We start from the raw sequence: 13132 nt of genomic DNA, 5'->3' as shown, positions 1-13132 counted from the left end.
AAAAAGTATTCTAAGCTGGCTGTTGGTAGTCTAGGTAATAACTTATGAGATAGTAACAATAATTAGAGGCGACTACTGTACTTCGACAGGTAGACCCTGTTGAAGATTAAGAGCTGCATTTAAACGTGATATAGCAATATCATTACCTTCTACTTTTTCTTTCAGTGATTTATTCGCTTTAACGGGTTTTGATTGACCTACTTGCTCATCAGATTTAGATAACGGCTGATGTACTTCAACATACAACGCTCCATCAGGTTCAACTGATTGCTTTAATGGCTGATTAATAACTTGCACCGATGTACCTCTTGGTACTTGTGGGAATAACCACTCAATATCCCATGGGTTCATCCGTATACAGCCAGAACTTACTCGCATCCCAATACCAAAATCCTTATTAGTACCGTGAATTAAATACTCACCTCGGCTATAAGCAAGACGCATTGCATATTCACCTAGCGGGTTTTCAGGGCCTGCAGGTACAACCGCTGGCAATTCAATGTCTTTTTTTTCACGGTATTCTTTACGAATGTTTGCTGTTGGCGTCCATGTAGGGTTTTCTATCTTCTGACTAACCTTCGTTATCATGTTCGGGGTTGCGCGTCCCACACGACCAATGCCAATCGGGAAGATATACACAATCGATTTGTCATCTTCAGGGAAATAATACAACCTAAGCTCAGCGAGATTAATAATAATCCCTTTGCGTTTTACATTAGGTAGAATCACCTTTGTCGGTACAGTCAGTAATTGACCAGGTGTAGGTAAAAAAGGGTCTACGCCTTTATTTGCCGCCAATAATGCTAAAAAACCTACATTATATTTATTCGCTATATCAGCAAGGCTATCACCCTTAGCGACTTCGTAATACTCTGCTGTGCCGACAATGTTGCTATCATCATTAGGAAGCTGATATTCAATTGCATTCGCAGCTGTTGAAGCTAAACACGTAAGAACTAAAAGTATTGAACGAAACACAGCATACCTCCTTTCGTAAACTAGTCATAATTATGGCAAATTTTTGTTTTATCTGCCGTTATACCGAAACAATTCCTACATTTAATACCGATCATATTCTATCGAGTTAACAAGATGGTCAAGATGGCGTTAAACCTCTATGAGAAAAAATAACGAATCGGCTGTAAAACACAATCTATTCAACATACGAGTTAAATGCCCCCGTATGGCGATCAAAAAAGCGGAGCATCACAGCTCCGCCTTACTCGTTTAACAATACTAAAACAATTTAGTTATGCATATTGTGCTGTTAACATTTTCCAAGATTTTCGTTGCTCTTGTAAATGTAGTTTCATATCGTTGTATTGCTGCATAAATTCAAAATTTTCATAATGCTTGGTTAAATGCTTCTTCTTTAATTCAACCATACGTTTTTTAGCTGCATAGTAATCTGAAATTTTGCTCATCAACAATTCGTATTCTTCTTCCAGTAATCGAATACGGGCTTGAACATCACAATTATTGGCATTAGACGTCGCTGTTAACTTAGCCTGTAAACGAACAAGTTGCATTTTCGCTCGTGCTTTCTCTATACGATCTTCAGGAGAAACACGTAACTTGCGAGTGAAACCAAAATAAGAGCACGACTTAATCAACCACTTAGTCGGATCAAACTGCCACCAGCGAATACCGTTACGATAATCATTTTCAAATATGTGATGGTAATTATGGTAACCCTCACCAAATGTTAGAAACGCTAGAATACCGTTATCACGTGCTGTGTTCTTATCAGTATACGGCTGAGAGCCCCATACATGAGCCAGTGAGTTAATAAAGAACGTTGTATGATGACTCAGAACTAAACGAACGACGCCGACGAGCAATAATGCCCCCCATATATCGCCATGCACAACACCAAAAATTAATGGGAAACCGAAATTCGTCACGATAGCTAATATGCCGTAATACTTATCTTGCCACATTACAATTTTATCTTTTTGTAAGTCACGGCAGTTTGAATAATCAGTATAACGACTAGCTTGATACTCACGTAACATCCAACCAATGTGGCTATAGAAAAAGCCCATTTTCGCTGAATACGGATCTTTATCATTATTATCAACGTGGCGGTGATGAACCCGGTGATCAGACGACCAATGCAAGATGCTATTTTGCAGCGCAAAGGCACCACCAATTGCAAAGATAAAACGCATTACAGCATTTGCTTCATACGCTTTATGCGACCATAAACGATGGTAGCCCGCAGTGATTGACAAACCACAATAGCTAAATGCTACAGCAAGCATTGCAACTTGCGTCCAATCGAAGCCGATAAAATATGCGTAAAGTGGCGTACCGATGGCAGCTACAGCCAGTGAGAATGAGAAAATAAAGACATTCAGCCAAAGTAGTGGTGGTTTAGTGGTCGACATCCTTTTAGCCTTTTTAATTGAGCGTACATGTGTGCGCTAGAATAGTAAGTCCGGTTAATTAGGTCAATCAATAAATTGCCGTTTTGTTAATAGATGTAAACAGACAGAGCAAAAGTCGCTCATAATAATTAATTATGCGATGTAGCTCACCATATAAAGTAAGCAATGTAGATGCCAAAACCTTTGACTGTTGTCTAAAAGTATAGCTAACTTGCTATAACATAATGAGGTTTATAAGCGAGAGGAAGTTACTACATGAAAGGAGTCGCTAATTTAAAAGGTAATATCGACAGCAGAAAAACGCGTTGCCGCTAAATGAAAGTCAGTACTGCTTTCTTGATAATACGTGGATGGCATACGTTCAAGTAAACCCGCGTTTTTAAGTGCTTGATGCTCTTCTCGGGTGATAACCACGTAGCTTAAATACGCATCAAGTAATTGCTGAATATTTTCAATTGACGCTTCATCATCCCTCACTAACACTTTCAGCATTCCGATTAAAACAGGTAAAGGTAACGTCATTTCGCGAACAAGTAGTTTTCTATTGGAAATGTGACTCGCCGCTTTCGATCGCTGTGCGTGTCGAAAAATACCTTCCCAATCCATTTTTCCTTGCTTAGTAACAAGGTTATGTTGGTAGCAATAATAGGACTCTAAAAAGCGGCGCAAATAATGAAAGCGCTCTGCATACACCTCTAAGTAGATATGCTGAAGCTCTAAATTGATATGGTACTGATTAATCATCGCTAACTTATTATTGTTCTAAAAATACGCGACCAAGCTAATGGTCGCGATTTACTACTAAACCTACAGGTTAAAACGAACGCCAGCAGCACCTTCAAGCTCCATACTCGAATCATCTACATACCACGTTGTACCCGCTTCAGCGTAAAGATGGAAATAAAGGAAAGGTACTTCCAACCCAAGTCCCGCTCTTGGGCCCCATTTCTTCTCACTATCATCTACCCATTGTAACCCTACAAACGTATACAAAGGTGAATACTGTGTTCGCGCTGTAATCTCGCCTAAATTCCACATAGCGTCTGCCGAAACGCTAAAAGTATCTAAGCCGACAGCAAATTTATAATCGTCTTGGTATTTTGCTGTAATGCCTGATGTTGGACTACCTAGAAAAATTCCGGCACTCAATGGCGCAGTTGCTGATACATGAAATGTCGTAAACAACAACGAAGACACCAATACTACTTTTTTAATCATTCCTGATCCTTACACTGTTTTTATTCGTACCATTATCGCCATTTCAATCCTTTAAAATTCATGACATCGGTTTGAACAATAAGTGCTTATCTATATTTTTAATGTAAAGCACTGCCTGTGCGAGAAGCAAAATACCTACTTTATTTTTGAATTCATAGAAAAAAATCAAAAAAATTGAAATTTATAAGCTACGCCTCAGGTCTTATACAACAGCTCATATACTTTCAATTGCACAAACAACTATGTTTAAAAACATAAAACTATGTTTAAAAGCATGACGACGACATATTAAGGATGGGTATGCTAATCAAAAAAACGAATCGCTGGACACTAAATGAAAACGAAGCGACGCCTGAATCAATCTATAAGCAGCGTCGCGATATCTTAAAGAAGCTTGGGATAGCTGTTGTCGGTATGCCGCTGGCCTCTAATGCACAAGCCGGTATTTTTGATTTGTTTTCCGGTGATAAATCAGAACCTTCGGTTGATTTACGTCAATCATTAACCGCGACACCGTCGGCAAAATATCATCCTGATTTATCATTAACACCCGAAGATAAGATATTGCAATACAACAACTTTTACGAATTTGGTACCGAGAAGTCTGACCCTGCTCGTTTAGCGGCTAACTTCAAAACAGACCCATGGACAGTAAAAATTGATGGACTCGTTAACAAAAATATTACGTTAGGCTACGACGATATTTTAAAAAAATTCACACTGGAAGAACGTATCTACCGTTTACGCTGTGTGGAAGCGTGGTCAATGAATGTGCCTTGGATTGGTTTTTCACTCGCTGATTTAATCAAGATGGCCGATCCTAAAAGCAGTGCTAAATATGTCGCCTTCGAAACCTTGTTTGACCCAGAGCAAATGCCAGGGCAAGCCTCTCGTCGTATTGGTGGTGGCATTGACTACCCATATGTTGAAGGGTTACGTTTAGATGAAGCGATGAACCCATTAGCGCTGATTTCAGTTGGTTTGTACGGTAAAACATTGGCACCACAGAATGGCGCACCACTTCGCTTAGTAGTGCCGTGGAAGTACGGTTTTAAAAGTATTAAATCAATTGTACGAATTACATTAACCGACAAAGAGCCACCAACAACGTGGAACCGTTTAGCTGCGAGTGAGTATGGCTTCTATGCCAATGTGAATCCACAAGTTGACCACCCTCGCTGGAGTCAAGCTAGTGAACGATTCATTGGTGAAGGAAACCTATTTAGTAGCCGTCGACAGCCAACATTAATGTTTAATGGTTATGAAAAAGAAGTCGGGCATTTATACAAAGGCATGGACTTAAGGAAACAATATTAATGAAACTATCCCCACGCCACATCTTTTGGCTAAAAGTCGTTATTCATAGCGTATCACTTGGTTTTTTGCTTCTACTTGTTGGTCAAACGCTAACGGGTAATTTAGGTGCAGATCCTATTCAAGGTATCAGTCACTTTACAGGTAAAGCAGCCTTGAACACGTTAATGATAACACTACTACTTTCACCGCTTGCGCGTTATTTCAAGCAAGGTGCATTAGTCAGAGTACGTCGTTTAGTCGGGATGTATAGTTTCTTTTGGGCGGCACTGCATTTAAGTGGCTACCTAATTTTAGATCTTGGTTTAGATTGGCAATTGTTAGCCAGTGAAATTATTTCTCGTCCTTATCTCTCACTTGGTGCAATTAGCTGGAGCATTTTGGCATCCCTTGCCATCACTTCCACCCAAGGTATGCAACGTCGGTTAGGTCGACGCTGGCAGAAGCTGCATAACTGGGTATACCTCGCATTGCTATTAGCGCCTATTCATTATTATTGGTCAGTAAAATCAGGCATTGTTGAGCCAGGTCTTTATATTCTAATGGCCATAACACTGCTTAGCTTTCGATGGAAAACGTTTAAAAAATGGTTACCTTCTTCATCTAGACGACTGCAATCTGGTAACAAAAACCAACAAGCATAGTACTAGCACCAAAGCCTCTATACATACAAAACTCGATTATAAAATAGTCGAGTTTCCGCTTACTTCTTTCTTTGTCTATTCTACACCTTCAAATACATGTAATTTATAGGGTTGAACTTCGATCAACTCTGTACTTTTTGGTAGGATGACATATTATCTCTGTATGTTTTATAGATGAAAAATCAAGATTACACTCGTACTCGATGATTTGATTACTTGTTGCACTTCACTATTTTTTAAGGCGAGCATTTCTTGGTTAGTGATCTTATTACTGTCAGCATTCAACAATTCCAAGAGGATTGCTTGCAACTATGTGAACAGCATTACCCGACAGTTCACAATCGTGGCATGCGTGAGAATCACTTAGGAAAAGCACTATGCCGAAGAATGATGTCAACTTTTCAGCAAGCAGATATAACGGCACTATTCACTCAAATAGATGATGAAAATGCACTGCCTCAACCAATATATAATATAAAAAACAATGAATTTACGGTTTGGGTTATCGCCCACCACTTATTAAGTGCAAATATCGCTCGGCGTGACGCGTTAGTACACACAATAAAGAGTGTTTCCGAACACTTTGATGCTAATACTAAGAACTACCTTCTACTTGTTGCTGATCATTGGTTTGATCGCAGTAAAGCAAGTAAAGAAATACCGTCTTGGTGGCTAGGTCAACTACCAGAAAATATTGAAGATTATTATCACGATGGCATTAAATTATTAGAGACGTCAAACACGCTACCTGTCGCGATGAATGGATGTGTCGAACTAACTAATGGACTAATGCAAATTCATCATCCATTAAAGCGCCATGCTAATAACAAAACAGTTCACAAATACATTCTTTTAACTGCCATTTACACTGTTAACCTCTAACATTCTGGATAACCCCACCAATCTTCTTGGCCCGCATAGCAGGATACTGCTTTAAACTCATAAACCGAATGTCTCGGTAAGCTTAACTGTCTTGTGGTTTCAATACCTTGTAATCAATATCCATCTGATTAATCAATCCAATCATTTTCCTTTAAATGTTCAAGAATAAGTTTCGTTGCTGCAGATCCTTTATGCTTATCTTTATAATTAACCCAACTCACCTCTTCTATTTCAGATGCCGCCACAATCTTACCTTTGTATTCAGCTTGATAGCATGTCATTTTTACAATAACACCTTCCGCTTTTCCATCCGCTTGGGCTTTGAATGTATTAAAGTACTCGATACTGTCCGGAGTAAGTTCGACTGAAAGCTCCTCGTGTATTTCTCTTACCAGAGCTTCTTTATCACTTTCACCAACCTCTCTCTTTCCACCAGGAAGATAATAAATATTATTACCCTTAGAGCGAGCCATTAATACTTGTTTATCTTTTACATACAACCAAGCTAACTTATCAATTTCCTTTAACACGTACGATACTCTTTAATATAAAAATGAGTAGGAAGAGACCTAACAATCGTCTTCCCTTATACCCAAGTTACCTCAAGATGAATCCTGCATCTTGAGGTGGCTTGGGATATATGTATTCTTTTATTGAACTTGTTGGGCTACTTTTTTCATTTGTAGCCCTAAAAATACAAAGCTTATACCTTCAAAAAGCAGAGAGATACCAACAAAGATACCCAATAATGACATCGAGAACGTTGGGTCATCCAGCATCGAAAAGAAGTACAAACCAATCGCTGTTGAAATTACGCCACTGAGTACAATCCACGTCCAGCCCCCAAGGTTTTTATTACTCATACCGAAGATAATACGTGTGACACCATTAAAAATCATGGTAATCACCATCAACATGGTAATTGTCACCAATCCCGCTAATGGCTTAAACAAGATAAATAACCCGCCAACAATATACAGCACAGCACTGAGTACGTACCATAGTTTAATACGCCATTCAGGAATAGTGAAGGTGTGATATGCCTGTACGAGTCCGCTCATCAGAAAAGTGATCCCAATGATCGAGGTGATAGTAACACCAACCGCTACGGGTAGACTGATAGCACCAAGGCCGACAAGTGCAATAATTGCCCCCACAATTACAAACCATTTCCAGCCGCGCGCCATTATGTTGCTGATTGGATTATTCATCGAATTCCTCTAAATATTAATTCTTTATAATCATTAACATGTTATGCACTCAGTATATACTCATGCAGGATTAAGCAACTGAAAATCATCATCAAGTCAGGTTTTGATTAAGCCGTTTGTTCGTCGATTAGACCACTTCAAGCATATCTCTTTGGGTGAAGAACTTGAGTGATATGACTATAAATGAACTGATTGGAGAGTTTAATAGTTACCTTGATGCATTCAACGAGGATATAGAGCGAAGCATCAAGCAATAAAATCGAGAAACTGAACAATCGAATCCATATTTATAATTTGAACCTACGGCAATCCTCTTTTCACCATAATAATTAAAATTATTTAAGCAAATAGCGGCATCTATAAATGTTATGAATATTTTCACTATACAAAATGGGGCAGATTCGGCTTAGAACGATCACTCTAAGCCATTGATGAACAGAAATGAGTTGAACGAAGCCGCTGCGCGGCAGCACTCGGCGCTGTATGCCGTTATTAGCTCGCGGTCTAGCCAGAGCCGAAGGTGATAGCTGCCATCACTTGATGCTCAGTCCATCTCGCCAAGCAATTACCTCGAGTTCGCCGCGGACGGCTTCCTCGACCTCAATGACGGGTCGCGCCTCGAATTCGAAAACAGGAAACATCGAACAATGCTTGTGAACAGTCACCGGATCGTCGCACTCTACCAGCATATGCCCACCCCACTCGCCGACTCGTATCACGAAGAATTCGATCTTGAAATTAGCGGGCGCCTTCCATTGTTCGAATACCTCAAGGATTCGCTTCTGGGCATTCTCGTACTCCATGGGCGAACCCTGTGGGCGTTCGAACCAGCTGATCACGTATTTCATTGGCATTCTCCTAGCTAGGTTGGTTTCCGGTACGATTGCTGTTTGGACCGTTCAAGCAAGGTAACCTTACAAGGTTGACCATGCCTATACAGCCATCCACTTCAAGTACCGAACAGCGTCATAAGCTTAGTCGAAAAAAAGCACTACTGCTGGTTAACTAACTCGCAATAAAATACTATTCAAAAACAGCATTACAGCGTAAATCAACAAGTTAAAGCAATTTGAAGGTTGCGATGCGAGTACTTTGCCCGAGCTGTGGTTCTGTTGCGACAATTGCTACACTAGATATACGAAAGCACCTAAGATTATTAGCCTTAAGTGCTTCTTCTGCCAAACGCGATTACAACAAACCGAGTTTTATAACTTCATATGTAAAAAAGGAAATGGATTTCCCATATCATCTAAAGGTGAGCGTGATACAACGTTAAAACCCATGTGTTGGTAAAAACCAACGGCTTGTGGGTTTTGTTCATTTACATCAACACTATTTACTGAATATTCATTTAAGGCATAAGTCAAAAGTACCTTACCGACACCTTGACCTCTTGCTTCATTCAGAATGAACAGCATTTCAATTTTTTTGTCATTTACACCAAGAAAACCGACAATTGCACCTAACTTATCCTTAACACAGTGTAGATATACCGCGGGAAAAGCATGCTCGATAATCATAGGTTTAAAAAACGCAATATCCTCATCTGTGATGAAGTCATGGGCCCCCTGTGTCAGACTACTTGTCGGACTGAATTTTCCCAAACCACCAGCATTTCTGCGTAATGTTCAGGAAAAACATTTTCGACAATCATAATGTTCTCGTTTACTCGAACTACCGTATAAAGCAGGTTGCTAGTTAAGCAATAGGTCTGCATTTAATAAAGATGAAATTAGGATTTTTACTTAGGTGATTATAACTTTCAGGTGAGATATCTTTCATAGCCTCAGATGGCTTCCCTTCTGAAAGTTCAACCACACATAAGTTAGCTTGTGATATAAAGTTGAAAAGCTCAGTCAAAGAGCGACGATAGAATTTAACTTCTACTGGTTTACCTATCGTATCCCAAACTTCCGTTACCAGCTCTCGCTCAAAATAATCACCAGACTGAGATGCCTCAATATCAACAAGCGGATGGTGTGTTGAAAATACAAAGCAACCACCCGCTTTTAGCACTCGCTTTATATCATTAAATAATAAAGAAAGATCTGCAATATAATGAATAGTAAGAGGACAAATAACAACATCATAGGTATCGCTTGTCTCATTAGGTAAACCTAACGATAAGTCTTGAGTATACGCTGTTAGTTTATGCCCAAACTTCGCATTCACTATATCAATCATTTCAGGTGAAGCATCAATTGCTGTAACTTTGGCACTATTTTCTAATAAGTATTTTGCGTAAACACCAGAACCACAACCTAAATCTAAAACATGCTTATTTGTTAAGTTCGGCAGCATGGCTTGCAATGACGGTCTCTCTAAATGCGCATTATAAATATTATGCTGTATTGCAGTATCATAGTCATGAGCAAACTTTGAATACATTAACCCTTTCATCGTGACACCTATCATCAAATAAGAAGAGTATTTTAATTGGCGTTAAGCCCATTTAGCAAGTGCATACTATTGATTTAAACGCATCATTTTGATGTTTTCAATACATTTCCATCAGCATTATATACTGCGGTACAGCGAAAGATTAATTGATGTAATGACCTATACCGAATCTCGTTTAAAGGGGGAATTAACCACAGTAAAAGGTAAACTTAAGCTCTCTGTTCCCAGTGCCATGACGACAAAGTTACTGGCAAACCAATTAGTGAATTTATGTCTATTCACTCAGAGCTTATAGTTAACGTCTCGGTAAATGATCGGCACATCAATTTGGTTAAGAGCGATATAGACATAGCGATACGGGTCTCCGTGTTAGAAGATTCAGGCTACAAAGCACGCTTCTTATTCAACAATAAAGCTGTATTTTTTGCCAATGGAAGCAGTTAAAGACCGCCAGTTGGCAGCCTTTTTCATGAAGATGCGACCTTTCTACGATTCAGTTTACGGATGTTATCTTGAATTCTTACCAGAACAATTCATTGCATTTAAAATGCATTCTGTATATTCCGATAAATTATTCATATGTTGTTCAAGTGCATGTGAGCTCTGACATCCAGTTCCATTATGAGAATAAGATGAACTCACATCAGTTTTAATTAGCTCTAAGGCTGAAACAACGGCTCGTTGACGTTTTAGCGTATCACTTGCTTTAGAAAATTCAGCGACGCCTTTAACCATTAAAATTTCTTGGAAGCTTACAATTTCTTTCGACATTGAATTACCCAATATGAAATATAGTACATATGTATATTTGGGCAAGTAACTATAGTTTCAAGGGGCGGTATATGCAATTTACGTTAAATCAGTTCAGAACGTGCGTGATCATGTAACGTCCAAATGCAAAAAAGACCGCCAATTGGCTAATGCCATTCACTTAACGTGAGCGGCATTGTTTTTTCTAACAGGATATCGATTTTTTGAGCACTTCAATACTCTAGGGTAACTTCGTTCCCTTCTCGCAGGTAAAACAAACTGTTCCGCGATCTCTTCTAGTACCATTACTTGTTTTGGTATATTCCCTGGTGTCACAGATGTGTTGTGGCTTAATGACATCCCTGCAAGTAAATGATGTACAACGATTGTCTCTTGAGATGAGATTTTCTTGATGCCTTCAAATTCATCTTTTGAGCCGATACTCTCTACGGGAATAAGCTGCGCCCCTTTCTCTTGAACGTTCAGGATGTTAATCAGCATAAAACTGAAGTTACCGACACCACGAAAGTTTTTTAACGCACTCTTCAAGGCATCTTCAGACGTGGCCGACAGGTTCAGATCCGTCGCATAAAGAATAAACCCCATGTGCATACCGTTCTTGTAATAACGACGGCGGAACTGGGTCGCATCTTGCGATAACAAAGCAGACTGAATACCCGACAAGTAGTCAGGTAAACCATAAATATTCTGCTTCGGGTCATACAACTTGATGTGGAAAATTTCACTTGGCTTGAACCAAGTTTGAATCTCATATTCTAGACATGGATATGATTACACCAATTCACATCTTCGTTTAAGCAACGAAGGTCACGAACTTGCATTGGCCTTATCGTCTAACATTTTAATATTTCACCTAAATTTAATTATTCCTCAGAAACTGCCGTTACTTGACCACAACATACAATAACATAAGTAAGATCTAGCACTTATCACCAACTTTCTTAAGCATATCGATGCAGAAAAATTTAGCTTGTTGCTTCATCTCTCGTTTGGATTCGTACATCGCAATATCGGCATATTCGATCAGCTGATCACTCTCAGCCGCATCATCTGGAGCCACCGCAACACCTAGGCTGAATTTAACGGGCAACTCTCTGCCCTTATAAACAAACGGATTAGCGACATTACTTAGAATGCTCTCTACCACCCTATGTACATTTCCAATGGTTCTAACACCTTTTAGTAGAACAATGAATTCATCTCCCCCATAGCGGTATATAACATCGCTACTTCTTAAGGTATGCCTCAATCTTGTGGCAACCGTTTTTAACAGCTCATCTCCACAGTCGTGACCCATCTCATCGTTGATCTGCTTAAATCCATCCAAATCTAAAAAACAAAGAGCTAGGTTAGTCCCCTCTCTTTTGGCGTTATCTATGGCGTTGTCAATTTCCTGATGCAGTCCCAACCGATTCTTTACACCTGTTAGTTCATCGGTATGAGCTTTGTCTTGGAGTTGCTGATGTTTGTCAAACACCACTTCACTCATCTTATAGAAGCTCGCCATCAGGTAACCTATCTCGTCTTTAGGCAGATAGTCAGTAACACTTTGCCTTTCTCCCTTCTCCATTTTCTTGGTAGCCATTATCAATTTCAACAGCGGTTCAAAGAGATTTTTATTGATCATAGTAAAAGTGAAAACTGCCAGAAACAGCATTGCCAATACTTCGATGATGATAATAGTGCTGATATAAGCCCTGACCTCTCGATAATCTCCTTTACGCTTTTCGAGCAAGCGGTTTTCCTCACTACTAAAGGACAACAGATACCAGCGTATATTATCCATATACTGTTTCCCCACATCACTACTAACGAGCTGCAGTGCCGCAGTGCTATCAGTCTCAAACAAATCAATAGATTGCTTCAGTTCAGCACACTTTTTATCAATGTCTATTTCTAGTGCTTTCAACAACGTTTGCTGCTTAGGGTTATCAGCTGTTAGACGCTTAAGCTCAAAAAGCAAATCCTCGGTGACTTTTATAGCTCTGAGGTAAGGCTCCAGATAATGTCTATCATTGGTCAACAGATAACCGCGCTGCCCTGTCTCGGCATCAGCCAGTGAAATCAGTAATTTATCAGAGGTGGACAATACCTGATGCGTGTGGTTAACCCAGAGCAATTTATCTTCGCTTTTTGATTCCAGGATATGAACAAAGGCAACGTTCGCGAAAAATAAGAGGAACAGTAGTGTAAGTAGAAGTAATAATTTTTTTTTAAGACTCATCTTTCGTAAACTTCCTTTCCAAAGGAGTTAAAATGAAGAAGATAAAAAATAGCTTACCTGAATCGGCCCACGTTTAAT

At 39.4% G+C, this 13132-nt stretch carries 13 protein-coding genes and 2 pseudogenes; 3 read left to right on the top strand and 12 right to left on the bottom strand.

Annotated features, from left to right (window positions below; genetic code table 11):
• Positions 1-72 precede the first annotated feature (72 nt).
• The 4 genes from C9J12_RS16865 to C9J12_RS16850 form a co-directional block, all read right to left on the bottom strand.
• Entirely contained in the window at positions 73-978 is a 906-nt protein-coding gene (locus C9J12_RS16865) for a L,D-transpeptidase family protein (RefSeq protein ID WP_107243774.1), read from the bottom strand.
• A 272-nt stretch (positions 979-1250) separates the two neighbouring features.
• On the bottom strand, positions 1251-2390 hold the full coding sequence (locus tag C9J12_RS16860) for an acyl-CoA desaturase (protein WP_107243773.1): 1140 nt from the start codon (positions 2388-2390) through the stop codon (positions 1251-1253).
• Between the two features lie 273 nt (positions 2391-2663).
• A complete protein-coding gene (locus tag C9J12_RS16855) occupies positions 2664-3134 on the bottom strand; it encodes a hypothetical protein (RefSeq protein WP_107243772.1) in 471 nt (156 codons plus the stop codon).
• Positions 3135-3197: 63 nt separating this feature from the next.
• Positions 3198-3608: a hypothetical protein gene (locus C9J12_RS16850; RefSeq protein ID WP_107243771.1), complete on the bottom strand. Its 411-nt coding sequence runs from the start codon at positions 3606-3608 to the stop codon at positions 3198-3200.
• Positions 3609-3908: 300 nt separating this feature from the next.
• Between C9J12_RS16850 and msrP the strand changes: the two genes are divergently transcribed.
• The 3 genes from msrP (at position 3909) to C9J12_RS16835 (ending at position 6448) form a co-directional block, all read left to right on the top strand.
• Positions 3909-4925 carry a protein-methionine-sulfoxide reductase catalytic subunit MsrP gene (msrP, locus tag C9J12_RS16845; protein ID WP_107243770.1) on the top strand — a complete coding sequence of 339 codons (1017 nt, stop codon included), beginning with the start codon at positions 3909-3911 and terminating at the stop codon, positions 4923-4925.
• A complete protein-coding gene (msrQ, locus tag C9J12_RS16840; protein ID WP_107243769.1) occupies positions 4925-5566 on the top strand; it encodes a protein-methionine-sulfoxide reductase heme-binding subunit MsrQ in 642 nt (213 codons plus the stop codon). The genes msrP and msrQ overlap by 1 nt, the downstream gene beginning before the upstream one ends.
• Before the next feature lie 252 nt (positions 5567-5818).
• Positions 5819-6448 carry a hypothetical protein gene (locus C9J12_RS16835; RefSeq protein ID WP_107243768.1) on the top strand — a complete coding sequence of 210 codons (630 nt, stop codon included), beginning with the start codon at positions 5819-5821 and terminating at the stop codon, positions 6446-6448.
• Positions 6449-6576: 128 nt separating this feature from the next.
• Here the strand turns inward: C9J12_RS16835 and C9J12_RS16830 are convergent, their stop codons facing one another.
• From C9J12_RS16830 to C9J12_RS16795, 8 genes and pseudogenes are all read right to left on the bottom strand, one after another.
• The gene (locus tag C9J12_RS16830) at positions 6577-6921 is read right to left on the bottom strand and encodes an NUDIX hydrolase (RefSeq protein WP_407675688.1); all 345 of its coding nucleotides are present in this window, start codon (positions 6919-6921) and stop codon (positions 6577-6579) included.
• 177 nt (positions 6922-7098) lie between these two features.
• Positions 7099-7659 (bottom strand): HdeD family acid-resistance protein, encoded by a 561-nt coding sequence (locus tag C9J12_RS16825; RefSeq protein WP_107243767.1) that lies wholly within the window; start codon positions 7657-7659, stop codon positions 7099-7101.
• 533 nt (positions 7660-8192) lie between these two features.
• The gene (locus C9J12_RS16820) at positions 8193-8507 is read right to left on the bottom strand and encodes a DUF3303 domain-containing protein (RefSeq protein WP_107243766.1); all 315 of its coding nucleotides are present in this window, start codon (positions 8505-8507) and stop codon (positions 8193-8195) included.
• Between the two features lie 357 nt (positions 8508-8864).
• Positions 8865-9313, bottom strand: a pseudogene (locus C9J12_RS16815) (GNAT family N-acetyltransferase).
• 44 nt (positions 9314-9357) lie between these two features.
• Positions 9358-10059 (bottom strand): class I SAM-dependent DNA methyltransferase, encoded by a 702-nt coding sequence (locus tag C9J12_RS16810; protein WP_107243765.1) that lies wholly within the window; start codon positions 10057-10059, stop codon positions 9358-9360.
• A 507-nt stretch (positions 10060-10566) separates the two neighbouring features.
• Positions 10567-10830, bottom strand: coding sequence for a hypothetical protein (locus C9J12_RS16805; RefSeq protein WP_107243764.1), 264 nt, complete (start codon positions 10828-10830; stop codon positions 10567-10569).
• 156 nt (positions 10831-10986) lie between these two features.
• A pseudogene (locus C9J12_RS31140) lies at positions 10987-11148 on the bottom strand (IS4 family transposase); the annotation flags it as partial.
• Between the two features lie 601 nt (positions 11149-11749).
• Positions 11750-13054 carry a diguanylate cyclase domain-containing protein gene (locus tag C9J12_RS16795; protein ID WP_107243762.1) on the bottom strand — a complete coding sequence of 435 codons (1305 nt, stop codon included), beginning with the start codon at positions 13052-13054 and terminating at the stop codon, positions 11750-11752.
• Positions 13055-13132 lie beyond the last annotated feature (78 nt).

Origin of the sequence: Photobacterium frigidiphilum, from assembly GCF_003025615.1 — a bacterium.
GTDB lineage: Bacteria > Pseudomonadota > Gammaproteobacteria > Enterobacterales > Vibrionaceae > Photobacterium > Photobacterium frigidiphilum.
Note: the sequence above shows the minus strand (reverse complement) of the source record. Positions and strands in the feature narration are given on the sequence as shown.

What these genes read in the sequence shown, in the direction of transcription:
- msrP (WP_107243770.1), top strand. Translation starts at nt 3,909, where the DNA reads ATGCTAATCAAAAAAACGAATCGCTGGACACTAAATGAAAACGAAGCG.
- C9J12_RS16810 (WP_107243765.1), bottom strand. Translation starts at nt 10,059, where the DNA reads ATGAAAGGGTTAATGTATTCAAAGTTTGCTCATGACTATGATACTGCA.
- msrQ (WP_107243769.1), top strand. Translation starts at nt 4,925, where the DNA reads ATGAAACTATCCCCACGCCACATCTTTTGGCTAAAAGTCGTTATTCAT.
- C9J12_RS16795 (WP_107243762.1), bottom strand. Translation starts at nt 13,054, where the DNA reads ATGAGTCTTAAAAAAAAATTATTACTTCTACTTACACTACTGTTCCTC.
- C9J12_RS16855 (WP_107243772.1), bottom strand. Translation starts at nt 3,134, where the DNA reads ATGATTAATCAGTACCATATCAATTTAGAGCTTCAGCATATCTACTTA.
- C9J12_RS16860 (WP_107243773.1), bottom strand. Translation starts at nt 2,390, where the DNA reads ATGTCGACCACTAAACCACCACTACTTTGGCTGAATGTCTTTATTTTC.
- C9J12_RS16830 (WP_407675688.1), bottom strand. Translation starts at nt 6,921, where the DNA reads ATGGCTCGCTCTAAGGGTAATAATATTTATTATCTTCCTGGTGGAAAG.
- C9J12_RS16820 (WP_107243766.1), bottom strand. Translation starts at nt 8,507, where the DNA reads ATGAAATACGTGATCAGCTGGTTCGAACGCCCACAGGGTTCGCCCATG.
- C9J12_RS16825 (WP_107243767.1), bottom strand. Translation starts at nt 7,659, where the DNA reads ATGAATAATCCAATCAGCAACATAATGGCGCGCGGCTGGAAATGGTTT.
- C9J12_RS16850 (WP_107243771.1), bottom strand. Translation starts at nt 3,608, where the DNA reads ATGATTAAAAAAGTAGTATTGGTGTCTTCGTTGTTGTTTACGACATTT.
- C9J12_RS16805 (WP_107243764.1), bottom strand. Translation starts at nt 10,830, where the DNA reads ATGTCGAAAGAAATTGTAAGCTTCCAAGAAATTTTAATGGTTAAAGGC.